Genomic DNA, 24,092 nt, shown 5'->3' with positions numbered 1-24,092 from the left:
GGTCGGCCGAGCACTGCCGCCGGGTAACGGCATGGATCCTGGGGTCTGCGCCGCGTCGCTTCGCTCCTTGCTTCGCCCCAGGATGACGAAGGGGGAGATGTTTCGGCCAATCTCCAATTTAGGGCTTCCAAGATCGCGTCGAGGAACCAGCCGCGATCGCCAGCAGCGCCTCGCCGGATAACCTGAGAAAGACCTTCTGCTCGTGACGCTCGGCACCAAATTGGGCATAGAAGCGCAGCGCGCCTTCGTTGCAGTCCTCCGTGGTCAGATCGATACGGCCGATGCCTTCGCGCATGCAATTGCCGGCGAGGAATGCCATCAGCGCTCGACCGACACCGCCATCGCGGGCGGTATCGCGCACGAACAGGTCCTTGAGGAACAGCAGCCGCTCGAGATCGATGCCGGGATGCGCGATCGCAACCGAGGCCAGCCCGCAAACTTCGCCATCGACGAAGGCGAGCGCAAAATGCGGATAGGATGGGCTTTCGTCGCCAAGCCATTTCTGCGCCGCCGACAAAACCTGGCTGGCGTCGAGTGGCGGTTGCCGGTAATGCACCGCCATTTCGCAAAGCACGGTGGTGAGTGCCGCCGCATCCCCAGTCGTCGCCCAGCGGACGTCGACCGCCATAGGATCAGCCCAGGAACTTGGCGATGATCGCGCCGCCCATCTCAGCGGTGCCGACCTCGGTCATCCCCGGCGAATGAATATCCCTGGTGCGCAACCCCTGATCGAGCACGGCGGCGATCGCGCCTTCCAGCCGGTCGGCCTCTTCAACCATGCCGAAGGAATAGCGCATGCACATGGCGAAGGAGGCGATCATGGCGATCGGATTGGCGATGCCCTTGCCGGCGATGTCGGGCGCCGAGCCGTGCACCGGCTCGTAGAGCGCCTTGCGCTTTTTTGTCTTCGCATCCGGCGCGCCGAGCGAGGCCGACGGCAGCATGCCGATCGAGCCGGTCAGCATGGCGGCGATGTCGGACAGCATGTCGCCGAACAGATTGTCGGTGACGATGACGTCGAACTGCTTCGGCCAGCGCACCAGCTGCATGCCGCCAGCATCGGCCAACATGTGATCGAGCTTGACGTCGGCATACTTGGCCTTGTGCGTCTGGGTGACGACCTCGTTCCACAGCACGCCCGACTTCATCACATTGCGCTTTTCCATCGAGGTGACGTGATTCTTGCGCGTGCGCGCCAATTCGAAGGCAACGCCCGAAATGCGCTCGATCTCGAACGTATCGTATATTTGGGTGTCGATGCCGCGCTTCTGGCCGTTGCCGAGGTCGATGATCTGCTTAGGCTCGCCGAAATAGACGCCGCCGGTGAGCTCGCGCACGATCAGGATATCGAGCCCCTCGACCACCTCCTGCTTCAGCGAGGAGGACGCCGCCAGCGCCGGATAGCAGATTGCCGGCCTGAGATTGGCAAACAGCTCCATGTCCTTGCGCAGCCGCAGCAGACCCGCCTCCGGGCGCACCTCGTAAGGCACCGCATCCCATTTCGGTCCGCCGACGGCGCCGAACAGCACCGCGTCCGACGCCATTGCCTTGGCCATGTCGGCATCGGAAATCGCCGCGCCATGCGCGTCGTAGGCGCAGCCGCCGACAAGGCCCTCATCGGTGACGAAATCGCTGCCGAGCCTGTCGTTCATGGCGGAAATCAGCTTCTTCACCTCGGCCATCGCCTCGGGGCCGATGCCGTCGCCGGCAAGCAGGAGAAGATTTTTCGAAGCCATGGGGAACCGTCCTGATTGTGTCGTGAGCCGCGGCCTTGCTAAACGCCAAGCGGCCGGCGCGCAAGCCTGCGGTTCAGAGCATCGGACCCAAAAGTGGAAACCGGTTTTGGGAAAATCCGATGCTCAAGACAAAATGCCTAGAGATGCGAAAGGATATTGACCAGCCTGCCGAACGGGTCGCGTACGAAGAAGCGCCGCACGCCCCAGGGTTCGTCCGCCGGACCGTATTCGATGGCAAAGCCGGCCGTCCTCATGCTTTCAAGCGCGGCATCGACGTCGTCGACTTCGATAGAGATGTCCGGCACCGGCGTTCCTGATCCCCCTTCGGCCATGAAACTGACCTGCACGGACATCGTCTCTTGCGAGCCGTAGGTAGCGATCCAGCCCATATCCATCTTGAGATCGAGGCCGAGCACATCCTGATAGAAGGGTTTTGCCGCCGCGATATCCTGCGTGTCTATGTTTGCAACGATGCGCCTGACCTTCACCATGGGCCGATCCTCGTGCTAACCGTGTCGTTGTCGCAACCGTGACAGGCATCAGGCTGTGCGCCGCAGCGCCGTCACCTCGATCTCGATCTTCATCTCCGGCTTGTTGAGCTGGCACACGATCATCGTTGCCGCCGGCCTGATCTCGCCAAAGGCCTCGCCGAGGATCGGGAACACCACATCCACGAAAGCCGCATCGGTGATATAGTAATGCGCCCGCACCACATCGGCCGTCTCGAAGCCGCCGTCCCCGAGCGCCTTGGCGATCGTCGTCAGGCAATTGCGCGTTTGTGCCTCCACGGTCTCCGGCATCGACATGGTCGCATAATCGTAGCCGGTCGTTCCGGACACGAAACACCAGTCGCCCTGCACCACGGCGCGCGAATAGCCGGCGGTCTTCTCGAAGGGCGAACCGGTGGAGATCAGTTTTCGCATGGTGTCCTCCTTTTTTGCAGCGTAGGCGGTTTGGCGAAAGCGGCGGTGACGGCCGATCTCCCCCCAAGTGGGGGAGATGTCCGGCAGGACAGAGGGGCGCGCGAAGGATCGCGGCAGAACGATTTCTAATTCGGCGACCCCAGCGCCTTGTCCAGCGCTTCCTTGACGTCGGCCGGCCATGTACTCACCGCCGGCCACGCGTCCGGCTCGGGCTTGTCGCCGCGGCGGGCGAAATACAGCTTGTGCTTGACCGGGTCGACCGCCATGAAGCCGTCATTGCCACCGCAATCATGCGGCACGCAGCCGCTGGCAAAGAAGGCACCCGACGCGGTTTTTTCCGTGCCGCCGCCGACCAGCAGGCTGGTCGCCATGTCGGGCATGTCCTTGCCGAGCAGCGTCTCGGCTAGCCTGTAGACGGCCTCGTTGTGAAAGGCATCAATGATGTTGTCGTATTTCGACGGATCGATGTCTTTCCAGTCGGTGCCCGGCTCCGGCATGTAGGTCAGATTACCGGACGTCGTCAGTCCGTCCGTCGGCGACCATTGCAGCGCCGGCTTGGAATCGCCCGGCAGCAGATAGGGTACGAAATAGACGGCGCTGTCGGAGATCGCGGCCGGCGGCGCGCCGCATTCATCCTGCTCGACCGTGGTCGTCTGGATCGCACCGCCCTCCGGCTTCCACACGATCACCTTGGCCGGGCCGCACTGGTTGCCGCCGTCGCCGACATCGACCAGCGCCACCTTGACGCCGCCGACCTCGACGATCTTGTCGAAGAAGACGTCGTAATTGCGCGCCAGTTCCTTGCCGTCGAAGGCGAGTACCCGTTCCCCGTATTCTTCCTCCTGGGTGATGGTCAGCTGGCCGCCCTCGAACGGGATCGGCGCCTGCTTGTCATCGTCGGCGGCGGCTGTGTCGCTGGCGCCTTGATCTGCCGCTGGCGCTTCCGTGGCGGGCGTCTGCGTCTGGGCATAGACGCTCGCCGGGGGCAGCAGCATCAGCGGCAGTCCGCAGGCAGCGGCAACAAGCAAGCGTGTCATCACATCCCTCCCCGGACACTTGGCGTAGAGGCTGACCGTCGGCGCGGCTTTAGAGCCTATGCCCAGGGCCGCAGCTCGGCGTTCTTCTTCTCGAACGAAGCGATGGCGCCGGCCTTCTCCATGGTCAGGCCGATATCGTCGAGGCCGTTCAAGAGGCAGTGGCGCTTGAATTCGTCGAGGTCGAACTTGACCACGCCGCCGTCCGGCCCGCGGATTTCCTTGGCTTCGAGATCGACCGACAGCGTCGCGTTGGAACCGCGCGAGGCATCGTCCATCAGCTTCTCCAGGTTTTCCGGGCTGACGGTGATCGGCAAGATGCCGTTCTTGAAGCAGTTATTGTAGAAAATGTCAGCGAACGAGGTCGAGATGACGCAGCGGATGCCGAAATCGAGCAGCGCCCACGGCGCATGTTCCCGGCTCGAGCCGCAGCCGAAATTGTCGCCGGCGACCAGGATCTGCGCCTTGCGGTAGGCCGGCTTGTTGAGCACGAAGTCCGGGTTTTCCGAGCCGTCGTCCTTGTAACGCATTTCGGCGAACAGGCCGGTGCCGAGCCCCGTGCGCTTGATCGTCTTGAGATAATCCTTGGGGATGATCATGTCGGTGTCGACATTGACGATCGGCATCGGCGCGGCGACACCGGTGAGCTTGGTGAATTTTTCCATGGTTCTTGCCCGTCTTCTTCTCGTTGCGGGGAATTGCTGGCGCTCGGTTTACACAATGCCGCGGGCAAATAAAAGACGGCTGTTTTTGGACTTCCGTCGTCGATCGAAACACAAAATCGGTACAAAACAGCTTCAAAACCACCAGCCCATGGTGCACTTTTGTCGACATGACAACGCGATCCACGATCCTTTACGCCAGCGAACCGGGCCTCGGCATCGCCGAGTTCCGCCGCGTTCTGGTGGAATCCGGCCTCGGCGAGACACGGCCCGTCGATGATCATGCCCGTTTGAAGGCGATGCTCACGAGTGCCGCCCTGGTGCTCACCGCGCGCATCGATGCACCGGGCAAGCCGCTGGTTGGTGTCGCTCGCGGCGTCACCGACTTTTCCTGGGTCTGCTATATCTCCGAGCTCGCTGTTTCTGCATCGGCGCAAGGGCTGGGTATCGGCAAGGGCCTGATGGATGAGGCACGCCGGCAACTCGGACCTTCCGTTGCCATCAGCCTGATCTCCATGCCCGACGCCGTCGGCTTCTATGAGCGTATCGGCATGGAGCGCATGCCCAACGCATTCTGGTTCGGCCGCAAGCGCTGACGCCTGCCGCGGAGTTCTCAGATTACATTCAATTCCCGAAACGGCCGCCCGTCGGCGATCCGGCTGTACCCGAACGCCGAGCAATCCACCGTGCGATAGCCGCCATGCACGATCAGTTCGGCCAGCGCCTTGCCGACCGCCGGAGCCTGCTGCAAGCCGTGGCCGGAAAAACCGTTGGCGAAGAGGAAATTGCCGACCTCCGGGTGCGGGCCGATCACCGCGTTCTGGTCGAGCGTGTTGTAGTCGTAATGGCCGACCCAGGCGCGCGTCGGCTTGATCGCCTCGAAGGCCGGAATGCGGGTCGCCAGCACCGGCCAGATCACCTCTTCGACCAGCGGCCAGTCGGGGTCGAAGTCGGCGGGGTCGGCCGGTCCTTCGCCCTCTTCCGGCTCGGCGCCGCCGGTGATGTAGACCGAGCCCTCCGGCCGGACATAGATGCCGCTCGGGTCGACCAGCAGCGGCATGTCGTCATATTTTTCGCGCGCCTCGAAGACGAAGACATTGCGCTTGCGCGGCTCCACCGGCAACGCCAGCCCGGCCATTGCTGCCACCTTGCCGGCATTCGGCCCGGCGGCGTTAACGACGGTGCCGGCCTCGAGCCGCTCGCCATTGTCGAGGGTCACACCGGCGACGCGCTTCCCCTGCCGCTCGATACCGGTCACCGACGCTGTGATGAAATCGATGTTCTTGCTTCGCAGTGCCTTGCGGAACAGCATCAGCATCGCATGCGCGTCGAACCAGCCTTCGCCGCTGCGGCCATAGGCGCCGGCGGAAATGCCCTCGACCGACAGCCACGGAAAGCGGCGGACGAGCGCCTCGGCATCCTCGAGCACGATGTCGGCGCCCTCGGCCATCTGCGCCTCGTGGTTGGCCCGCAGGATCGGCAGCCCGTTCTCGCCGGCAAGGATGAGGTAGCCGCCTTCGCGAAAGCCGATATCGGCGTCCGCGCCAAACTCTTCCCTGAGCCGCCGGAACAGTTTCAGCGTGAATTGCGACAGCCGGATGTTTTCCGGGATCGAGAACTGCTGGCGGATGGAGGCGCAGGACAGCGTGGTCGCGGCGCGGGAAAATTGCGGGTCGCGCTCGACAAGCGCGATCGAGCCCGAAAACCCTTCCTCGCGCAGATAATAGGCGACCGAGGAGCCGACGATGGCTCCGCCGATGATGACGATGTCGTAATGCACCTTTTGGCCCTTCCGATCTGAACCGCCGAGTCACGCCGCCGGCAGGATGATTTCGAAGCGCGTGCCGCTCGCCGAGTCAACCAGCCGGATCGTGCCATCATGCGCTTTCAGGAGGGCCAGCACGATGCCGAGGCCCATGCCGGTGCCGCCGGAATCGCGGCGCGTGGTGAAGAACGGCTCGAAGATGCGGCCTCGGTTGCTGGGCGAAACGCCGGCGCCGTCGTCAGCGACCACGATGGTGGCCTTGCCGTCCGCTTTTGCGGCTGTGACCGATACCAGCGTCGCGCCGTGCCGCGCCGAATTGTCGATGAGATTGGCCAGCACGATCGCAGCGTTTTCGGCCGATATGCGCAGCCCGATCTCGGTGCCCGCCTCGACGCGCACCGCCAGCCTGTCGTCGGCCGGCAGCAGCGCCAGTGCAGCAGTGAGCGACGTGCTTTCGCCGCTCGGCTCGAGATTTTCGGCGCGCGCCAGGTCGAGCAGGCGGCGCACCAGCAGATTGAGCCGGCCGGCATCGGTGACGATATTGTCCGAAAAGCGCCGCCGCTCGGCCTCGTCCATCGCGCTGCCCGAATCGCGCAGCAGTTCGGCGGCCCCCTGGATCGCCGTCAGCGGCGATTTGAGCTCGTGCGAGACGTGGGTGGCAAAGGTCTGGATGCCGTCGGAGCGTGCGTGCAGCTTTTCGGCCATGTCGAGGAAAGCAGCAGAGAGTTCACCCATTTCGCGCGTGCCGTGGTGATCGAGCGGCCTGATCGCCGCGCGGTCGCCGGCGGCGATGCGTTTCGTGCGTTCCATCAGCGCATAGATCGGACGGCTGACGGCGCGCAGGAAGACCAGCCCGATCAGCAGCGCGCCGCCGAGGATGGTGATTGCCGCCAGCGCCACCTTGCCGCGCTCGCCATAGAGATGCTTGACGATGTTGTTCGGCGTCCGCGACAGATAGACGACGCCGGCGACCTTGCCGGAGACCGCAACCGGCATGGCGACAAAGACGCGAACCTTGGTGCCGCGGCTGACCGAATAGAGCGGCGGCGACGGCTGGTCGGGAACCCGCAGCCTGAGCGCGCTGGCGTAGCGGCCGGCAAGCGCTGCGCCAACCTCGTCGACAGCGGCGAGCGACAGGCCGGCCTCCTCACGGCCGGCGATGACCACGCCTCTGGGATCGAGCAGCCGGAAGCCGGCGAGCGTGGTCTTCTGCGTCTCGGCAAGAATGCCCGACAGGCGTGCGCCGATTGCCGGGAAGGCGGGATCGGCGCTGGCCGCGGTGGCCGCGGGCCGGGTCGGCAGGATCCTGTCGGACGCAAGATCGAGGCGCGGTTCGATTGGCTGGTAGGGAGAGGCCCGATCGCTGGTGTTGGGTGAAGGCACGGGTGCGCCGAGCTTTTCCGGGGCAAGGCCGGCCTCGCGAACCTCTTGCGCATAGATCGCGCCAAGGGCGGCGCCTTGGGCGATCAGCTCGGCCTCGGTCTGCCTGATCAGCTGGTTCTCGTAGAGCCGGAAGAAAAACAGGCCGGCCAGCGGCAGCGCCATCACCATGATCAGGATGGCGATGACGACCGTGGCGAGGCGAGGCCGCCATTTGCTGCCAATCAGTTCTTGGGCGCTCACGCGCCGCATCCGCCCAGCCGAAAACCGACGCCGTGCACGGTCTCGATCGCATCGACGCAGCCGACGGCCGCCAGCTTGGCGCGGATATTGCGGATATGGCTGTCGACGGTGCGGTCTGCGACATGGATATTGGCCGCATAGGCGTTGGCCATCACCATGTCGCGGCCAAGCACATACGCCGGCCGCGCCAAAAAGCCTTTCAGGATCGCGAATTCGATCGACGTCAGCGCCAGCGGCTTGCCGTCGAAGCTGGCTGTATGGCTTGCCGGAACCAGCAACAGTCTGCCATGCGAGAATTGCCGGTCGTCGGCTGGTTCCGGCGTGGGCCGCGCGCGGCGCAGGATGACGTTGACGCGGGCGACCAGCTCGCGCGGGCTGAACGGCTTGGTGACATAATCATCGCCGCCCATCTCCAGCCCGAGGACGCGGTCGATCTCTTCATCCCGCGCGGACAGGAACAGCACCGGCAGGTCGGATGTGTGGCGCAGCCGCCGGCACACTTCCAGCCCGTCCATTTCCGGCATGCCGATGTCGAGCACGACGAGATCGGGCGCATGGCGCTCTATCGCCTGCAAGGCAGCCGCGCCGTCCGGCACCGCCAGCGTTTTCATGCCGGCCTTTTCCAGCGCGAAGCAGATGATTTCGCGAATGTGCGGGTCGTCGTCGGCGACCAGTATGTGGTGCGGCATCAAATCAGCGGCCCGGCATGAAGGGTTCGGACATCGGAGGAACCACGAACGGGCCACGCCTGTCGAGGGCGCGGTTGAGCCGCCAGTCACGAAAGCTCCAGCCCCGCCAGCTTTCCTGGCCGGCGCGGAAGCGTGCTTCGTCCTGTGCATACCAGCCGGCGAGTTCGCGGATGGAGGCATCCTCCGCGGAAACCGTCCTGCTCTGGTGCTGGACGAAGCGATCGAGCGCCGGCAAGGCGCCGGGCCCGAGCGAGCGCAGGTACCAGACGTCGAGCTGGGTGCCTTGGCCGGTCATTTCGAAGCAATGGTCGACATTGTAGTTGGCAATCAGCGCGGCAAAGTTGATGAACGAGCAGGCATAGAGCGTCGCCGATAGCGTCAGAAGATTGGCGGCAAGCAGCCATTCGTTGGACTTTTCGCGCGCGATGCGGGCTATGATCAGGACAAGGCCCGCCGCCACCGGCCCCATCCAGACGAACGCAGCGACACGCCAATAGGTCAGCGCATAGATACCGATATAGAGATCGAGCCGCAGGATCGACGAGATCACCAGGAGGATGTTCTGCGCCACCCAGGCATAAACCAGCCGGCGGATGAGCGGATCGCCGGAGGTCGCACTTCCCGGCCGCAGCGCCGCCAGCACGAAGCCGGCGGCCAGCAGCGCCGTGACGATCAGCGGATAGGCGCCGCGATGCGCGTAGGCGGCATAGGTCAGCCCGTCGGGAAGCGCGATGCCGCCCCACAGATAGGTGGCGTCGAGTGCGCTCTGCACCGCGAACAGGATGTTGAAGACGACGAGCGCGCGGAGGATAGCGGCCTTGCCGAAGACGATGTCCTCGATGGTGGTCCTGGTGGCCGGCGTCGCCGGTGCGCTGGCTGGCGACACCCTGCGGCGGCGGAGAAAGCGCGGCAGCCGCGGCCGCAGAAAGGCCCAGACGCAGGCAAGCACGAACAGCCAGAAGCCGAGACGTGGCAGCTGGACGACGTCGAGCAGTGCCATCAGGTCGATCAGCGAGAACCAATATTCGATGACCGGATTGGCGGCGCCGAACAGCGCGAGGAACACTGCGCCGAGGCCCAGCGGCATGACCCAGACGGCGATCGCCGCAAGGCGCACGCGCCGCCGGCCAAGCCGCCGCGCCGCCGTGCGCCAGCGGAAAAAATCAAGGACGAGCCGAAATGGCGTTGCAAGCAGGAACAGCGAGAGTTGGCCGGCAATACGGGCAAGGCCGCGCCGCAACCGTCCGGCCAGTGAAAGCGCGAGGATGGCCGTCGCCGCCAGCGCGATCGAGACGGACAGTGCGCTGACATTTTCCACAAGCGGCAGCAGCGCCATAAACAGCGCAACCGGCTTGAACCAGAACCTGCCATCGTTGAAGACGTCGAGAGGATGGAGAGCCATGCTCGCCGCTGCAATCGCAACGCCGAACAGGAAAAGCGTGATGCCCGCCGGTTGGCCATAGAAGAAGAAATCGGCCAACGCGACGAGCAGGACGGCAACGCCGAAGCGGCTGCAATAGCTCGGCGCCGCCGAGAGGAATACTGTCATGATCGGGCTTTCTCGGCGGCTTTGATGCGGCTGGTGGGCAGGGATTTCCGGACGAAAGGGAGGAGGGTTGCCAAAGTCTGGGGCGGATCGACGAGCCACCAGCTTTCGCGGCGAAGCCGGTACGGCAGGGACCAACGGGAGTTCTTTTGCTCTTGCATGCCGCCCTTGTCGCATCCGGTCGGGTGGCAAGCGGGGCGGAGACGAGGAGATTTTCCGAAATTGCGTGCAGTTTTTATGCACGGCTTGCCTCGGCTAGCTGCAGGCGGCATAGATCGAAGATGACCACCGAAAGCTACCGCCCGCGCCGCTCGGTGCTTTACGTCCCGGCTTCGAACGACAAGGCGCTGGCCAAGATCCAATCGCTGGCCTGCGATACCGTCGTCATCGATCTCGAGGACGCCGTCGCCCCGGCCGATAAACTTTCCGCGCGCGAAAAACTGGCGGCGATTTTCGCCGGCCATTCCAACCGGCGCTGCGAGATGGTCGTGCGCATCAACGCGCTGTCGAGCGAGTGGGGCGGCGCCGACCTGCTGGCCGCGGCAAAATGCTCGCCCGACGCCATCCTGCTGCCCAAGGTCGACACGCCGCGCGACATTCTCGAGGCCGGCGACGTGCTCGACGACAATTTTATCGCCGACGAAGTCAAGCTATGGGCGATGATCGAGACGCCCAAGGCGCTGCTCAACATTGGGCCGATTGCCGAGCTCGGCCGCGATCCGGCCTCTCGACTGGTGTGTTTCGCTGCCGGAACGAATGACCTGGTCAAGGACACCGGAATTCTCGCCATGCCCGACCGGCGCTATCTCGTTCCATGGCTGATGCAGATGGTGCTCGCCGCGCGCGCCGGCGGCCTCGACCTGCTCGATGGCGTCTTCAATGATTTTCGCGATATGGACGGGTTTGCGCGCGAGTGCACGGAAGCGGCCGCCATGGGTTTTGACGGCAAGTCGCTGATCCATCCAGCTCAGATCGAAGCCGCGAACCGCGCCTTTGCACCGTCGCCCGAAGCAATAGCCGAGGCGCGCGCGGTCAAGGATGCCTTCGCGTTCGCCGAAAATACCGGTAGGGCGGTAGTTGCGCTGAACGGCAAGATGGTCGAGCGGCTGCATCTGGCGCAGGCCGAAAAACTGCTGGCGAAGGCCGCCGCTGTTCGCGCATGACTAACGTAACTGACGACAGGATTGAAGAATGAAACTCTACCGCTTTCTGTCCGGCCCGGACGATGCCAGCTTCTGCCACAAGGTGACGGCGGCGCTGAACAAGGGCTGGCACCTGTTCGGCTCGCCGACCTATGCCTATGACAAGGAGGCCAAGACCATGCGCTGCGGCCAGGCCGTGGTGAAGGACATCGAGGGCCAGGAATACGGCCCCGACACCAAGCTCAGCGATTGGTAGGTGCTACCGGCTACGGCAGCCTTTCCCAGACGGCTCTGATTTCGTTGAGCCGCGCGTCTGCGAGCCCGTCGACGTCATCGCAGCTGAAATAGAGTATCGATAGCGCTGCAAGGAGGCCGGGATAACCGGAGACGTAACCCATCTTCGTAAGTATCTCGGGAACCGGCAGTCGCTTGCGTTCGATCAAGGAGATCGCGCATTCTGCAGTCAGAGATGCCACCGGGTGGTCGACTTCGGATAGCCAAAAGTCGACCAGAGCTAGGAGAATGGCGGGCTCGACGGCAGCACTTGCGGGCAGATGGCAAAGCTCGCTAAGTGCTAAGAACGCGGCATTCGGCGAAATCCTCACTGCGGATTCGATCAGTTCCCGGCTCAGTGAAATGTCGTGATACGGCCAATTGCAATCGATCAGATCGGCAAATTCTGCTTCTGTCATCTGAGTGCTATTCAGCCGCTTCCTCGATCCGCTCCATATCGTCGTCCGACAGGCCGAAATGGTGGCCGATCTCGTGGATCAGCACATGGGTGACGATGTCGCCCAGCGTTTCCTCGTTCTCGGCCCAGTAGTCGAGGATGGCGCGGCGATAGAGCGTGATGCGGTTCGGCCCCTCGCCGGTCTGCGGGTTCCAGCGCTCGGCGATGCCGCGCCCCTCGAACAGGCCGAGCAGGTCGAAGGGCGTTTCCAGCGAAAGGTCGTCCATGATCTCGTCGGTCGGGAATTCGGCGATCTGAATGACGATCTCGCCGGTCAACTTGCGAAAGTCCTCCGGCAGATGGGCATAGGCCTCCAGCGCCAGGAGCTCGATTTCCTCCATCGTTGGCGAAAGCTGGTCGTGCCAGATGCGTGTTTGGTAGATGCGAGCCATGCTTTGTCCTTTGATCCCGGCATATAGGCTTTCGGGCCGGACTCGGCAAATGGTCGGGCTGGGGTGACCGTGTCACGCCCCCACTACAGGAATAAATTCCCCATGACTCCGCTTGACTCTTTGGCCGGCCTCTGGAATTCTAGGGAACATAACAGGAACAATTGTGAGTGGAAGCTGACCGTCATGGCGACAAGCGCCGTGGCGCGGGAGACTGTTTTTGCCCTGCGCCGCCAGATCGCGAAGATCGAAGGGACCTTGCCCGAGCGCCTGGAGGCGCCGGCCAGTTCGTCGTTTGACGCGGATGTCTCTCGTCAGAGTCTGACACCCTCTCGGCATCCGACACCCGCTCGGAATCTGACCATTGTCCGGCGCGGCCTCGCCATGGCGCCGCCCGATGCGTTTTTGCGCACCGGCGCCGAGCGCCTCGATGCTGCGCTGAGCGGCGGCCTGCCGAAGGCGGCGGTGAGCGAGTTTCATGGCGCCGCGACCCGCGATGCCGGGGCCGTTGCCGGTTTTGCCTTGTCGCTCGTCAGCCTGATCCTCAGCCAGGGGCCGCGATTGCCGGTGCTGTGGATCGGCACATCCGAGGTTTTCCGCGAGGCCGGCTTTCCCTATGCCAGGGGGCTTCACGCCTTCTTCGGCATCGAGCCGGAGCAATTGCTGTTTTCCGAGGCGCCAAGGCTGCTCGATGCGCTGTGGATCGCCGAGGAGGCTGCCCGGATGACGGCGCTGGCCGCCGTCATCCTCGAAATCCGCGGCAGCCCGCAGCGGCTTGACCTCACCGCGACGCGGCGGCTGCACGCCCGCGCGCAGAGTGCGGGCCGGCCGCTGTTCCTGCTGCGCCAGGCCGGCGAGCCCGAACCGACGGCAGCGCCCGTCCGCCTCATCCTGTCGGCGGCACCGGCGGCAACGCGTAAGACGCTTGCCGGGCCGCTCGCCGGCTCGATCGGCCGACCCGCCTTCACCGTCGCCATCGGCAAGAGCCGCACGGCCTTGCCCGGAAAATTCACACTGGAGTGGAACCCCGATGAACGCATATTCGAAGAAAGACGGGGCGAGCAAGGAAGGTCTCAGGAATGGGCCCCAGAACGGCCAAAGACTCCTATCCCTGTGGTTTCCGCATCTCGCCGCCGAGAGGATCCTGCGGCAGCGTCTGGGGCGGTCCTGGCGTTCCCGGCCGTCGGATCACCTGCCGCTGGTGATCAGTCACCGCGACCGGAACGCCCAGCGCATCGCCGCCCTCGACGAGCGGGCCGAGGCGCTTAATCTGAAGCGCGGCATGGGCATAGCCGACGCACGCGCCATGCATCCCTCGATCGACATCGTGGAGGCCGATCCGGAGGCCGACCGGCGCCTGCTCGAAGGCCTCGCCGACTGGTGCGACCGCTATACCCCGCTGGTGGCGCTTGACGGGACCGACGGCCTCTATCTCGACGTCACCGGCTGCACCCATCTTTTCGGCGGCGAACGCTCGATGCTGGACGATATCCTGTCGCGTTTTTTCCATCAGGGCTTCGATGTCCGCGCCGGGCTTGCCGCCACGCCTGGTGCTGCCTGGGCGGCGGCGCGGTTTGCTGGCGACCGCATCGTGCCCGATGGTGAGGAGGAAGCGCTTCTCGCGCCCTTGCCGCTGGCGGCGCTGCGCATCGACCCGGAGGTACGCGCCAGCCTCGAAAGCGTCGGCCTGCGCACGGCGGGCGCCGTCATGGCGGCACCGCGCGCGCCGCTGGCCCGCCGCTTCGGCGCATCGCTGCTCTTGCGTCTCGACCAGGCGCTTGGCCGCCTCGAGGAGGCCGTGTCGCCGCGCCTGCCGGTGGCACCGCTTTCGGTCGAGCGTCACCTTGCCGAGCCGATCATGCTGACCGAGGACATCGAGCGGCTGACCGGCATGCTGGCGACCACCTTGAAGAGCGACCTCGAGCGTCGCGGCGAGGGCGCAAGGCGGCTGGCGCTGCTGCTTTTCCGCGTCGATGGCGGCGTCAGCCGCATCGCCGTCGGCACCTCGCGGCCTCTGCGCGAGCCGCGGCTGATCCAGAAATTGTTGCACGAAAGGCTTGCCGCGCTCGAACAGGATATCGACGCCGGCTATGGCTTCGATCTCGTGCGCCTTTCGGTGCTGACCGCCGCCGCCTTCGACATGCAGCAGGCCGACCTTGCCGGCGAGACGAGCGACGACGGTGCCGATATCGCGCTTTTTGCCGACCGCATTCGCGCCCGGCTCGGCGAAGGCGCGGTCTTGAAGCCGGTCGCCGTCGAGAGCCATTTGCCGGAGCGCGCCGTCGCCACCCTTCCCTTCACGGAGGCGCCGCAGAGAAGCTCGCCGCCGAAGCAGCCGGACAAGGCGAAGGACGCTCCCTCGACCGTCTTCCAGCCGGAACGGCCGATCCGGCTTTTCCGTTCGCCCGAGCCGATCGAGGTGCCGGCCACCGAAATGCCGGAAGGCCCGCCTTTGAACTTCCGCTGGCGGCGCGCGCTCTATCGGGTCGCGCGCGCCGAAGGGCCGGAGCGCATCGCGCCGGAATGGTGGCGAGGGGCGGCGGGACGAGAAGATGCCCCGACCCGGGATTATTTCCGCATCGAGGATGCCGACGGCCGCCGTTACTGGCTCTATCGCCAGGGCCTTTACAGCGCCTCGCAGCCCTCGCCGCGCTGGTTCATGCATGGGATCTTCGCATGAATGCGCTGACGGCCAACCCCTATGCCGAATTCGGCATCCAGTCGAACTTCTCGTTTCTGCGCGGTGCCTCGAAACCGGAGGAGCTGGTGGTCGCGGCAAAATTCCTGGGGTTTTCGGCGATCGGTCTCGCCGACCGCAACACGGTGGCGGGCGTGGTGCGCGCCTGGCAGCAGGCCAAGGTGGAGGGTGCTTCCTATCATCCCGGCTGCCGCCTGGTTTTTTGCGACGGCACGCCGGACATCCTCGCCTACCCGCAGGATCGCAAGGGCTGGGGGCATCTCTGCCGCATGCTGACGCAGGCCAATCTGCGTGACGAGAACGAAAAAGGGGCGACGCTCCTCAAACAGAGCGATCTTCTCGAATGGGGCGATCTCCTGTCGCTCGCCATACTGCCGGATGTGTCGGCGGACGCGGAAACCAGCCTCGCACTCCTTAGCCGGCTCACGGATCGTTTCGGTGAAAACCTGCGGCTTGCGGTTTCGCCGGATTACCGCGGCAACGACCGCTTCCGTATCGAGCAGGCGGCGGCGATGGCGGAGCTGGCCGGCATCCCGTTGATGGCGACCAACGATGTTCTCTACCATACGTCGGAACGGCGCCCGCTGCAGGACGTGCTGACGGCGATCCGCCTCAATGTGCCCGTCGCCGAGGTGGGGCTGGAGCTGGCGGCCAATGCCGAGCGTCACTTAAAGCCGCCGCTGGAGATGGCACGGCTTTTCCGCAGGCATCCGCAAGCGCTGGCGGAAACGCTGCGTTTTGCCGGCGAGCTGACCTTCTCGCTCAGTGACCTGCAATACAACTATCCCGACGAGCCGACGGAATCGGGTCTTGGGCCGCAGGCCGAACTGGAAAGGCTGGCCAAGGAGGGAGCCGCCATCCGCTACCCCTCGGGCGTGCCCGCTTTTGTGACGCAGCGCATCGAGGAGGAGCTCGCTCTGATCGAGCGCCTGAACTACGCGCGCTATTTCCTGACTGTCCACGACATCGTCAAATTCGCCCGCAGCCAGAACATTCTCTGCCAGGGGCGCGGCTCTGCCGCCAACTCGATCATCTGCTTCTGCATTGGCATCACCGAAGTCGGCCCGGACAAGATCGAAACGCTTTTCGAACGCTTCATTTCCGAGGAAAGAAACGAGCCGCCCGACATCGACGTCGATTTCGAGCATGAAAAGCGCGAGGAGGTCATCCAGTACATCTATTCCAAATACAGCACCAAGCGCACCGCGCTGGCCGCCGCCGTCGTCAGCTACCGGGGCCGCTCGGCGATGCGCGAAGTGGCCAAGGCGATGGGCCTGTCGGACGACGTCCGGGGCGCGCTGTCCAGTTCGATCTGGGGCTGGTCGACCTCGGAGCTCGGCGAAAAGGAGACAAAGGCCGGCGGCCTCGATCAGACCGATCCATCGACAAGGCATGTGATCGAATGCGCCAACGAGATCATGGGCTTTCCTCGTCATTTGTCGCAGCATGTCGGCGGTTTCGTCATCACCCGGGACCGGCTCGACGAGATCGTGCCCATCGTCAAGACGGCGATGGACGAGCGCAAGATGGTCGAGTGGGACAAGGACGATCTCGACGCGGTGAAAATCCTTAAAGTGGACGTGCTGGCGCTCGGCATGCTGACCTGTCTGCAGCGCGCTTTCACCCTGCTCCAGGATCATTATCCGCAGGCGCGGGACGAGTACGGCCTGCCCTATGTGCTGGCCACTCTGCCTGCCGAGGACAAGCATGTCTACGACATGATCTGCCGTGCCGACACGATCGGCGTCTTCCAGATCGAATCGCGCGCGCAGATGTCGATGCTGCCGCGGCTGCGGCCGAAAAGCTTTTACGACCTCGTCATCGAGGTGGCGATCGTGCGGCCCGGCCCGATCCAAGGCGACATGGTCCACCCTTATCTGCGCCGCCGGCAAGGCAAGGAAAAACCCGAATATCCCAAGCCGGAACTGGAAAAAATACTCGGCAGGACGCTGGGCGTGCCGCTGTTCCAGGAGCAGGCGATGAAGATCGCCATCGTTGCTGGCGGCTTCAGGCCGGGCGAGGCCGATGAACTGCGCCGCGCCATGGCGACATTCAAGCGCACCGGCACGATCGGCAATTACCGCAAGAGAATGGTCGACGGCATGGTCGCCAAGGGCTACGAAAAAGACTTCGCCGAGCGCTGCTTCAAGCAGATCGAGGGTTTTGGCGAATACGGCTTTCCCGAGAGCCACGCCGCCTCCTTCGCCCTGCTGGTCTATGCCTCCTGCTGGTTCAAGACCTTCTATCCCGACGTGTTCTGCGCCGCGATCCTGAATTCCCAGCCGATGGGGTTTTACCAGCCGGCCCAGCTTGTCCGCGACGCGCATGACCACGGCGTCGAGATCCGCGAGGTCGACGTCAATTTTTCCGGCTGGGATTGCGCCTTGGAGAAATCGCCTTTCGATCCGGATCGTATCCTTGACCGCCATGCCCAGATGCGCGGCGTCATCCGGACCAGCCATGCCGTCCGGCTCGGCTTTCGCCAGGTCAAGGGCCTGTCGAAGGAGCGCATGGAAGCGTTTGTGTCGAGGCGCGGCGCCGGCTATGCATCCGTACGCGACGTCTGGCTGCGCTCGGGCCTCAACGTCGACGAGATCGAAAAACTGGCGCAGGCCGACGCTTTCCGGTCGCTTGGATTGAACCGTCGCGACGCTCTATGGGCGGTCCGCGCGCTCGACGGCAAGAGTGCCGCCGAAAAGCTGCCGCTGTTCGACCAGCCGGCGATCCGCTTGCGCGATCTGGAGCCTGCAACCAGGCTCCCGACAATGCCGCTCGGCGAGCACGTCGTCCACGACTACCGCTCGCTTGGCCTGTCGCTGAAGGCGCACCCGGTCGCCTTCCTGCGTCAAAGGCTGGATCGTTCCGGCGTCACGCCCAATGTGCGGCTCGGCCAGGTGCGGGACGGCCGGCGCGTTTCGGTCGCCGGCCTCGTGCTGGTGCGGCAGCGGCCGGGCAATGGCAAGGCGATTTTCCTGACGCTGGAAGACGAGAATGCGGTCGCCAACATTATTTTCTGGGAAAGGACTTTTGACCGCTTCCGCCCCATCGTCATGGGCGCGCGTCTCATCCGCGTCACCGGCAAGTTGCAATCGGAATCGGACGTCATCCATATCGTCGCCGAGAAGGTCGAGGATCTGACGCCGTGGCTGTCGGTGCTGCTTGAGCAGGCAAGGCCTGCGGACAGACTGTCGAGCAGTGCAGACGAGGCTCAGCCTGGCAGCATCGCGCAAACGGAACTACTGGGAAAGGCAGAGAAGGTCATGCCCAAAGGGCGCAATTTTCAATAGAGGCGCGAAAGATCGCGACGGAGCGGCTCTGAACCGCAGCACTCAGGGCGTTCCACCCAGGCGCGGCGGCGGTGGCATGGCATCATCTATGGTGATGACACGCGCTTCCGATGGCAGCATGATCGGAATGCCGTCCCGCACCGGATAGGCAAGCTTTGCCACCCGCGAGATAAGCTCGCCGCGCTCCGGATCCCAGGCAAGCGGCCCCTTGGTCAGCGGGCAGGCCAAGAGTTCCAGCAGCTTGGGGTCGACAGTCCTGTTCCCGTCACGTCCATCCGCCATTTGGTTTGTCCTTATCTGGGCAAATCGGGTTAAGGTTTCGAGCGCGAACTTCCTTCTCCCCTTGTGGGAGAAGGTGGCCGAGCGAAGCTCGGTCGGATGAGGGGTGTTCCAGCTTGGCACCGACGGCACTCCGTCCAGTACCCCTCAACCGTCTCGGCGCTGCGCGCCGATCCACCTTCTCCCACAAGGGGAGAAGGCAAGAACCTACTGCAAACTCGAACCGAAATCCTCATTGTCGCGCGCCAGCGCCATTTCGGTGATGGCGATCAGGGTCTCGGCGCGTGTCTTCAGATCGGCCGCTTCGAGCAGCGCCTGTTTCTCGGCCGGCCCGTAGGGCGCCATCATCGACAGTGCGTTGACCAGCATGGCGTTTTCGGCGCGGCTGACGCTTTCCCAGTCGGCCTCCAGATCGTTAGCCTGCAGATAGGCGCGAAACGCTTTGAGCAGCGCCGGCCGGTCGATCTCGGCGTCTGCCTGCTCCTCGTCGAGATCGGCGAGAAAGGGTGCCAACCGGCACTGCCGGAACGGTGTTTTGACCGTGAGCTCCTGGACAATACGGAACCGGCACACGCCCTGCAGCGAAATCAGGTAACGGCCGTCGCCGCTCTCGGACAGCGCAATGATGCGCCCGGCGCAGCCGACATTGCAGAGCTCCGGCTCGCCGTCGGGACGCAGCGCACCGTCAAGGCTGGGCTGGATCATGCCGATCAGCCGCGGCCCGGCGATCGCCTCGTCGACCATCTGCAGATAGCGCGGCTCGAAGATGTTGAGCGGCATGCGGCCTCCCGGCAGCAGCAATGCGCCCTCAAGCGGAAAGATCGGCATGGTCGACGGTAAGTCCGCAGCGAGCCGGTAATGCGCGTTTCCCGCCTGCACCTCAATCCTCCGATCGCTTTGTCAGGAAGCGCACCAAATCCGTCTCCTCCCGGCCGGCACAAGGCGCAACACCGGAAACCTGAAATCGAACGCCGTCCGAAAACCTAATCTGGCGCAGCCGCGGCCCACCGCAAGCCCGCGCGACAAAACAGTCTGCGCCGGCTCAGGAAAACAGCAGCGACGACAGTTTGCGCCGTGCCGACAGCGTTGCTTCGTCGGTCATGCCCCATGCCTCGAAGAGCTGCAGCAACTGGGTTCTGGCGCCGTCGTCGTTCCACGAGCGGTCGGCCTTGATGATCGCCAGCAGATTGTCGGCCGCCGCCATGCGATCACCCTTGGCGTTCTGGATCATGGCAAGCTCGAACCGTGCCTGGTGATCCCCGGGATTTTCGGCCAGCCGCCGTTCCAGTTCCGCCGGATTGCCGAGCACTGCTGCTTGCGCGGCGAGCGCCATCTTGGCCCGCAGCGCGGCGAGCTGGGGCGCATCCTTCTTTGCTTCCGGCGCCCGCGCCAGCACCGCCTCGGCACCTTCGGCATCGCCGGCCTCGAACAGCAGATCGCCCAAGCCAGCGATCGCCTCGATCGTCTCCGGCGCCTGTTCCAGGATGGCATCGTAAATGTCGGCCGCCGTCTGCACGTCCCCGGCGTCGCGCGCTTCGGCGGCCGCGGCCAGCGCCTCGGCAACTTGCGGCGCACCGCCGTTCTTGCCGCCGACCTTCTGGATGAATTGCGTGATCTGGCTCTCGGGAATGGCGCCCATGAAGCCGTCGACCGGCTGGCCGTCCTTGAAGGCAATGACCGCCGGTATCGACTGGATGCCAAGCTGGCCGGCGATCGATGGATGGTCGTCGATATTCATCTTGACCAGCTTGACCTTGCCACCGGCGGCTTTCACCGCCTTCTCCAGCAGCGGCGTCAATTGCTTGCAAGGGCCGCACCACGGCGCCCAGAAATCGACCAGCACCGGCTGGTGACGCGATTCCTGGATCACGTCGGCGGCAAATCCAGCGGTCGTTGTGTCCTTGATGACGTCGGCCGGCGCCTCCGCAAGCGCGACCTTCTCACGCGCGGCATCGGTGCCGCCATATTGCACGGTGGTGGCATACCGGCCGCCATTGCTGCCAAATGGGCCGCCAAAGGGGTTGCTATCGCTCATCTTGTCGCCTTTCGGTCGCGCCGCCGGCCAAGGGACGGGCGCAAAATCCTTCTTTAGAACCCGGTTTCAGTCACCCATGTGGCGATCATGCCGAGACTTTCAAGATAACAGCATCATGTCCGGTTGCCTCGACGAATTTGACCAGGTCCGCGGCAGCGATGGAAGTCGTCGCTTCATTGGTCAGCGGGTGGGCATTGACCACCGCATGGCTCATCAGCTCCTGGTCCAAAACGACCTTGACCCTTCGCTCGGTGTCGTTGATCAGCCCGAACATCGTGACCGCGCCCGGGACGACGCCGAGAAGCTCCATCAGCATCTCCGGCCGGCCGAAAGACACGCGCCCGGCAGCGCCGATCAGATGGTGGATCTGCTTGAGATCGACCACCGCCTCCTCGTCGACGCTGACCAGGAAGAAATTGTCCTTCTTGTCCTTGAGGAACAGGTTCTTGGTGTGGCCGCCGGCGATCCCGCCGCGCAGCGCCTGCGAATCGGCGACCGTGAACAGCGGCGGATGCCGCCGCGTCGATACCTCGATCCCGAGTCCGGCGAGAAAGGCGAAAAGTTCGGCTTCGGTCTTCGGCATCGGTCTTTCTTCTGATGGTCGCTTTCAACGGCTTGTTCGGCTAACGCCGTTTACGGCCAATGATGCTGCCAAGACAAGCCCGTCGCGCAACGCGGGGCGATTGCCTTGCGACGTCTCGCAGGAGGCTTGTCCGCATTGCCGACGAAGCAAAAAGCCTGCGAATTCCCTGTTGCAATCGCCGCGCTCTTCAGCCATATAGGCGCGGCTTGCGGCCCAAAAGCCGCGCGAGCGGGTGTAGCTCAGGGGTAGAGCACAACCTTGCCAAGGTTGGGGTCGAGCGTTCGAATCGCTTCACCCGCTCCAGTTTCCTTGAGGGGAATCAAGCGATTAAGAGGCGCCTTTCGGGGCGCCTTTTGCTTACGTGGCGAAAAGAGTGTCCCTGCCTGCCATGAGCGATGCGCGGAAAGCCGCGCTGTGACCAGCAGGTGTCGCAGCTTTTCTATTCCGTTGTGCTAGCTTTTTTTCTGCGCCGAATAGTGTGCGACTGCGCGACGGCCATTTTCAACTCGGGCGTGATCTCCAACGGTGCATTCTCTGCCCCATGTTGGTTCTGTAGCCCCTGGACCTGGACGGTCGGAAATGGGAGTTCGATGCCCTGCTCCTTGAAGACCTGGCGGAGGCGTACATAGAATTTGCGTTTCATACCGAAGGCGCCTCCCGGCTTGGTTGTGGCCTTGACCCTCAATACGATGCCGTATTCGCCGAACTCCTGTACGCCCTGCATCTTGATCGGGTCGAGCACCCAGTGTTTGAACTCGGGATCTTCCGCCAGTTCGAGGCCGATCCGCTTGATCAGCTTGCGAGCGAAGTCGATATCGGTGTCATAACCAACGGTAATGTTGAATTTGTCGATAACCCAGTCACGGCTCTGGTTCTGGACTGCCCCGAGTTCACCGAAAGGTATCGTGAACAGCGGACCACGATGGTGGCGCAGCTTCACCGAGCGCAGCGAAAAGCTTTCCACAGTACCCTTGTAATTGCCCGATGAAATGTATTCGCCAACACGGAACGCATCATCGAGCAGAAAAAACACGCCTGAAATGACGTCCTTGACAATGGTTTGTGCCCCAAAGCCCACGGCGACGCCGACGACGCCTGCGCCGGCGATCAATGGGCCGATCTGGATACCCAGCGAGGCGAGCATCATAAGCACCGCCATCACGATGATCGATGCGAGCAGAATATTCTGGAGGATCGGCAAGAGCGTGTGCAGCCGTGCCTGCTGCGGATCGAGGATCGGGACGTCCTCGTCGCTGATCACAGGGTGCGGTGTTTCGATGCCCAGCTTTCGTTCGATCAAAGCTTTGATGATCGACCAGCCGAAGTCGGCGGCGAGGGCAATGACCACGACATTGATCAAGCCGCGCAATATGAACGTCGTCGTCGTATCGCTGTCCCGCATGGATTGCATGTCCAGACCCCAGACACGTGCGAGAAGGTAAGCCGCCGCCAGGATGAAAATCATTCGGATTCCGCGATCGATGACAGCGATCGTCACCGCCGGGATCGTGGGCCGGCCGACATCTTCCGAACCTGGCCGCAGAACGAAATTAACCCCGCGCTGCGTCACCACGATTGCCAAAGGCAGGAAGAATGCGGCGAAGGTGAACCAGAAGTATGTATAAAGGCCGGCGATACGCTGCAGGAACAGGACGACGAAATAAGCAGTCAATAGCCATGTCGCTTCCGTGTGACCGATGTGGCGCGCACCGTCTCGCTGCGTTCTTGGCCGACGCCAAATGGCGAGCAGCAGGAGCAACAGCAGCACGAAATCGGCGCCCAGTGACAGGACCATCATTCCGTCCTGATCGATGCCGAGACCTGGCAAGAGGATAAACGCGGCGCCGAAGAAGGCGAAGACGCCGACGATCCGGGGTAGCCAATAGGACCAATGGTCAGCCGCTTCGTTGGTGATCGGCAAAGCACGAACCTCGACGGCGTTCTCGACGTTCATGAAGGAAGGGACGAGCATCGCCATGACGTACATGCGCACACCCCATGTAACGACTGCCGCCATCAGAAATGTCAGTACAATCTCGCGGATAAGCATCGGCCAGTCGAACAACATGAACGCGCCGGCGCTGCCCAGTGCGAAAGAGACTATCAGCATGCTGGAATAAAGCAGGCGGCCACCAATCTTCTTGGCTCGCCCAACGGGCGTATCCTTCGGTTGCGCGATAATCCAAAGACGAAATGGACGGGTGAGCTTGAACGTTGCCCAAGTGAGTGCCAGGCCGGCAGCGATGAACATTGCAATCAGCACAAATACGCCGGCAGGCCCCTTGCTGGACATATCCTCCATCGTCTCTGCCCGAACGCGCGCGAACTGGCCTGGCAGCAAGGGCAAAGTTCGCACGATTCTTTCGATATGATGCCTGATCCCATCGAGCGTCGAGGATGCCATCGTATTCATCTGGCCTGGTGCGGCCACGGCGCCGGACGATGCGTCGGTCGGCGAAGCCCCTCTCTCGGCGGGCGCTCCCGTTGACCCGGCGTCCTGATTTCGCTGTTCGGCCACCCAGGCCTTCACTGACGGATCGTCGAGAAGCTCGAACAACTGTTTGACCCTTTCAGGCGGGACGGTCGCCGGCGCCTGCGCCTGCGCCTGACCAGCCAACAAAAGGGCGATCCCAAAGACGAGCGGCCTGGCAATCAGGGCAAACATCGCAGTCAGGTCTCCGAGACGCCGTGCCGGGCGCGCCAGGTTCCTGGCTCCCAATCGTCGAGTCATGAGTGGCATCGTGCTGTTAACCTTCCGGTCAGATCGGCGAGCAACGACATCTATGTCCGTTGTTGCCCTACCTTGAAGAAACCGATGTTGCGGTGCAAGACGTCATCGTTCCGAGCCAGACCGTTGCGCCGGGTACTTGGCGGTGTTTATTTAGCCGCGGGGGCAGGGCATTCCGACCTCGGCCCAGGCCTCCGGCCGTTCTATGAACTGGGCATCGACGTTAAATCTCAGGAACTGATT

General features: G+C 63.6%; 23 protein-coding genes and 1 tRNA gene. 7 read left to right on the top strand and 17 right to left on the bottom strand.

All coding sequences use genetic code 11. The features are described 5' to 3' along the window. Positions 1-118: 118 nt before the first annotated feature. The 6 genes from NKI29_RS21395 to leuD form a co-directional block, all read right to left on the bottom strand. Complete coding sequence (locus tag NKI29_RS21395; RefSeq protein ID WP_352570049.1) at positions 119-628, bottom strand: GNAT family N-acetyltransferase; 510 nt, start codon at positions 626-628, stop codon at positions 119-121. A 4-nt stretch (positions 629-632) separates the two neighbouring features. After that, the gene (leuB, locus tag NKI29_RS21390) at positions 633-1,736 is read right to left on the bottom strand and encodes a 3-isopropylmalate dehydrogenase (RefSeq protein WP_352570051.1); all 1,104 of its coding nucleotides are present in this window, start codon (positions 1,734-1,736) and stop codon (positions 633-635) included. A gap of 137 nt (positions 1,737-1,873) precedes the next feature. Continuing rightward, positions 1,874-2,224 (bottom strand): VOC family protein, encoded by a 351-nt coding sequence (locus tag NKI29_RS21385; protein WP_352570210.1) that lies wholly within the window; start codon positions 2,222-2,224, stop codon positions 1,874-1,876. 51 nt (positions 2,225-2,275) lie between these two features. Further along, entirely contained in the window at positions 2,276-2,659 is a 384-nt protein-coding gene (locus tag NKI29_RS21380) for a RidA family protein (protein ID WP_352570052.1), read from the bottom strand. A gap of 125 nt (positions 2,660-2,784) precedes the next feature. Continuing rightward, positions 2,785-3,696 (bottom strand): Ivy family c-type lysozyme inhibitor, encoded by a 912-nt coding sequence (locus NKI29_RS21375; protein WP_352570054.1) that lies wholly within the window; start codon positions 3,694-3,696, stop codon positions 2,785-2,787. A gap of 56 nt (positions 3,697-3,752) precedes the next feature. Further along, positions 3,753-4,358, bottom strand: a complete 606-nt coding sequence (gene leuD / locus NKI29_RS21370; RefSeq protein WP_023680526.1) for a 3-isopropylmalate dehydratase small subunit — start codon at positions 4,356-4,358, stop codon at positions 3,753-3,755. 167 nt (positions 4,359-4,525) lie between these two features. Here leuD and NKI29_RS21365 point away from each other — a divergent pair, with 167 nt between their 5' ends. Then, entirely contained in the window at positions 4,526-4,951 is a 426-nt protein-coding gene (locus tag NKI29_RS21365) for a GNAT family N-acetyltransferase (RefSeq protein WP_352570056.1), read from the top strand. A 17-nt stretch (positions 4,952-4,968) separates the two neighbouring features. On the opposite strand, the gene NKI29_RS21360 is transcribed toward NKI29_RS21365, so the two are convergent. The 4 genes from NKI29_RS21360 to NKI29_RS21345 are packed head-to-tail and all read right to left on the bottom strand — an operon-like array spanning position 4,969 to position 9,981. Then, complete coding sequence (locus NKI29_RS21360) at positions 4,969-6,135, bottom strand: NAD(P)/FAD-dependent oxidoreductase (RefSeq protein WP_352797176.1); 1,167 nt, start codon at positions 6,133-6,135, stop codon at positions 4,969-4,971. A gap of 30 nt (positions 6,136-6,165) precedes the next feature. After that, positions 6,166-7,752 carry an ATP-binding protein gene (locus tag NKI29_RS21355; protein WP_352797174.1) on the bottom strand — a complete coding sequence of 529 codons (1,587 nt, stop codon included), beginning with the start codon at positions 7,750-7,752 and terminating at the stop codon, positions 6,166-6,168. Beyond that, positions 7,740-8,432 (bottom strand): response regulator transcription factor, encoded by a 693-nt coding sequence (locus tag NKI29_RS21350; RefSeq protein WP_352450230.1) that lies wholly within the window; start codon positions 8,430-8,432, stop codon positions 7,740-7,742. The genes NKI29_RS21355 and NKI29_RS21350 overlap by 13 nt, the downstream gene beginning before the upstream one ends. A gap of 4 nt (positions 8,433-8,436) precedes the next feature. Beyond that, on the bottom strand, positions 8,437-9,981 hold the full coding sequence (locus NKI29_RS21345) for a DUF4153 domain-containing protein (protein WP_352755862.1): 1,545 nt from the start codon (positions 9,979-9,981) through the stop codon (positions 8,437-8,439). 278 nt (positions 9,982-10,259) lie between these two features. Between NKI29_RS21345 and NKI29_RS21340 the strand changes: the two genes are divergently transcribed. Both NKI29_RS21340 and NKI29_RS21335 read left to right on the top strand, forming a co-directional pair. After that, positions 10,260-11,141 carry an HpcH/HpaI aldolase/citrate lyase family protein gene (locus NKI29_RS21340; protein WP_352697023.1) on the top strand — a complete coding sequence of 294 codons (882 nt, stop codon included), beginning with the start codon at positions 10,260-10,262 and terminating at the stop codon, positions 11,139-11,141. 28 nt (positions 11,142-11,169) lie between these two features. Next, a complete protein-coding gene (locus tag NKI29_RS21335; protein ID WP_352458330.1) occupies positions 11,170-11,376 on the top strand; it encodes a DUF1737 domain-containing protein in 207 nt (68 codons plus the stop codon). 10 nt (positions 11,377-11,386) lie between these two features. Here NKI29_RS21335 and NKI29_RS21330 read toward each other — a convergent pair whose 3' ends face one another. Both NKI29_RS21330 and NKI29_RS21325 read right to left on the bottom strand, forming a co-directional pair. Next, the gene (locus NKI29_RS21330) at positions 11,387-11,812 is read right to left on the bottom strand and encodes a hypothetical protein (RefSeq protein ID WP_352470864.1); all 426 of its coding nucleotides are present in this window, start codon (positions 11,810-11,812) and stop codon (positions 11,387-11,389) included. A gap of 7 nt (positions 11,813-11,819) precedes the next feature. Next, a complete protein-coding gene (locus NKI29_RS21325; RefSeq protein WP_352594348.1) occupies positions 11,820-12,242 on the bottom strand; it encodes a metallopeptidase family protein in 423 nt (140 codons plus the stop codon). A 183-nt stretch (positions 12,243-12,425) separates the two neighbouring features. Between NKI29_RS21325 and NKI29_RS21320 the strand changes: the two genes are divergently transcribed. Genes NKI29_RS21320 through NKI29_RS21310 form a run of 3 tightly spaced genes read left to right on the top strand, consistent with a single transcriptional unit; the run spans position 12,426 to position 18,224 of the window. Beyond that, entirely contained in the window at positions 12,426-13,508 is a 1,083-nt protein-coding gene (locus NKI29_RS21320) for an ImuA family protein (protein WP_352697025.1), read from the top strand. After that, complete coding sequence (locus tag NKI29_RS21315; RefSeq protein WP_352797172.1) at positions 13,441-14,919, top strand: DUF6504 family protein; 1,479 nt, start codon at positions 13,441-13,443, stop codon at positions 14,917-14,919. The genes NKI29_RS21320 and NKI29_RS21315 overlap by 68 nt, the downstream gene beginning before the upstream one ends. Continuing rightward, positions 14,916-18,224 (top strand): error-prone DNA polymerase, encoded by a 3,309-nt coding sequence (locus NKI29_RS21310; protein WP_352636476.1) that lies wholly within the window; start codon positions 14,916-14,918, stop codon positions 18,222-18,224. The genes NKI29_RS21315 and NKI29_RS21310 overlap by 4 nt, the downstream gene beginning before the upstream one ends. 42 nt (positions 18,225-18,266) lie before the next feature. Here NKI29_RS21310 and NKI29_RS21305 read toward each other — a convergent pair whose 3' ends face one another. From NKI29_RS21305 to NKI29_RS21290, 4 genes are all read right to left on the bottom strand, one after another. Next, positions 18,267-18,506, bottom strand: a complete 240-nt coding sequence (locus NKI29_RS21305; RefSeq protein WP_023675986.1) for a Trm112 family protein — start codon at positions 18,504-18,506, stop codon at positions 18,267-18,269. 204 nt (positions 18,507-18,710) lie between these two features. After that, positions 18,711-19,382, bottom strand: coding sequence for an LON peptidase substrate-binding domain-containing protein (locus tag NKI29_RS21300; protein WP_023675985.1), 672 nt, complete (start codon positions 19,380-19,382; stop codon positions 18,711-18,713). A 163-nt stretch (positions 19,383-19,545) separates the two neighbouring features. After that, positions 19,546-20,538: a thioredoxin gene (gene trxA, locus NKI29_RS21295; protein WP_352458335.1), complete on the bottom strand. Its 993-nt coding sequence runs from the start codon at positions 20,536-20,538 to the stop codon at positions 19,546-19,548. A gap of 85 nt (positions 20,539-20,623) precedes the next feature. After that, positions 20,624-21,121, bottom strand: a complete 498-nt coding sequence (locus NKI29_RS21290; RefSeq protein WP_352797170.1) for a prolyl-tRNA synthetase associated domain-containing protein — start codon at positions 21,119-21,121, stop codon at positions 20,624-20,626. Between the two features lie 228 nt (positions 21,122-21,349). Between NKI29_RS21290 and NKI29_RS21285 the strand changes: the two genes are divergently transcribed. After that, a tRNA-Gly gene (locus NKI29_RS21285) sits at positions 21,350-21,424 on the top strand. 136 nt (positions 21,425-21,560) lie between these two features. Here the strand turns inward: NKI29_RS21285 and NKI29_RS21280 are convergent. Continuing rightward, positions 21,561-23,786 (bottom strand): mechanosensitive ion channel family protein, encoded by a 2,226-nt coding sequence (locus NKI29_RS21280; RefSeq protein WP_023675982.1) that lies wholly within the window; start codon positions 23,784-23,786, stop codon positions 21,561-21,563. Positions 23,787-24,092 lie beyond the last annotated feature (306 nt).

The sequence above is a fragment of the Mesorhizobium sp. M0678 genome, assembly GCF_040320505.1.
Classification (GTDB): domain Bacteria; phylum Pseudomonadota; class Alphaproteobacteria; order Rhizobiales; family Rhizobiaceae; genus Mesorhizobium.
Note: the sequence above shows the minus strand (reverse complement) of the source record. Positions and strands in the feature narration are given on the sequence as shown.

Bases quoted from the DNA above. Each gene is read 5' to 3' on its own strand.
- NKI29_RS21395 (WP_352570049.1), bottom strand. From the start codon at position 628: ATGGCGGTCGACGTCCGCTGGGCGACGACTGGGGATGCGGCGGCACTC.
- NKI29_RS21345 (WP_352755862.1), bottom strand. From the start codon at position 9,981: ATGACAGTATTCCTCTCGGCGGCGCCGAGCTATTGCAGCCGCTTCGGC.
- NKI29_RS21380 (WP_352570052.1), bottom strand. From the start codon at position 2,659: ATGCGAAAACTGATCTCCACCGGTTCGCCCTTCGAGAAGACCGCCGGC.
- NKI29_RS21280 (WP_023675982.1), bottom strand. From the start codon at position 23,786: ATGTTTGCCCTGATTGCCAGGCCGCTCGTCTTTGGGATCGCCCTTTTG.
- NKI29_RS21325 (WP_352594348.1), bottom strand. From the start codon at position 12,242: ATGGCTCGCATCTACCAAACACGCATCTGGCACGACCAGCTTTCGCCA.
- trxA (WP_352458335.1), bottom strand. From the start codon at position 20,538: ATGAGCGATAGCAACCCCTTTGGCGGCCCATTTGGCAGCAATGGCGGC.
- NKI29_RS21290 (WP_352797170.1), bottom strand. From the start codon at position 21,121: ATGCCGAAGACCGAAGCCGAACTTTTCGCCTTTCTCGCCGGACTCGGG.
- NKI29_RS21340 (WP_352697023.1), top strand. From the start codon at position 10,260: ATGACCACCGAAAGCTACCGCCCGCGCCGCTCGGTGCTTTACGTCCCG.
- NKI29_RS21335 (WP_352458330.1), top strand. From the start codon at position 11,170: ATGAAACTCTACCGCTTTCTGTCCGGCCCGGACGATGCCAGCTTCTGC.
- NKI29_RS21310 (WP_352636476.1), top strand. From the start codon at position 14,916: ATGAATGCGCTGACGGCCAACCCCTATGCCGAATTCGGCATCCAGTCG.
- NKI29_RS21365 (WP_352570056.1), top strand. From the start codon at position 4,526: ATGACAACGCGATCCACGATCCTTTACGCCAGCGAACCGGGCCTCGGC.
- leuB (WP_352570051.1), bottom strand. From the start codon at position 1,736: ATGGCTTCGAAAAATCTTCTCCTGCTTGCCGGCGACGGCATCGGCCCC.
- NKI29_RS21355 (WP_352797174.1), bottom strand. From the start codon at position 7,752: ATGCGGCGCGTGAGCGCCCAAGAACTGATTGGCAGCAAATGGCGGCCT.
- leuD (WP_023680526.1), bottom strand. From the start codon at position 4,358: ATGGAAAAATTCACCAAGCTCACCGGTGTCGCCGCGCCGATGCCGATC.
- NKI29_RS21330 (WP_352470864.1), bottom strand. From the start codon at position 11,812: ATGACAGAAGCAGAATTTGCCGATCTGATCGATTGCAATTGGCCGTAT.
- NKI29_RS21350 (WP_352450230.1), bottom strand. From the start codon at position 8,432: ATGCCGCACCACATACTGGTCGCCGACGACGACCCGCACATTCGCGAA.
- NKI29_RS21305 (WP_023675986.1), bottom strand. From the start codon at position 18,506: ATGGCGGATGGACGTGACGGGAACAGGACTGTCGACCCCAAGCTGCTG.
- NKI29_RS21375 (WP_352570054.1), bottom strand. From the start codon at position 3,696: ATGACACGCTTGCTTGTTGCCGCTGCCTGCGGACTGCCGCTGATGCTG.
- NKI29_RS21320 (WP_352697025.1), top strand. From the start codon at position 12,426: ATGGCGACAAGCGCCGTGGCGCGGGAGACTGTTTTTGCCCTGCGCCGC.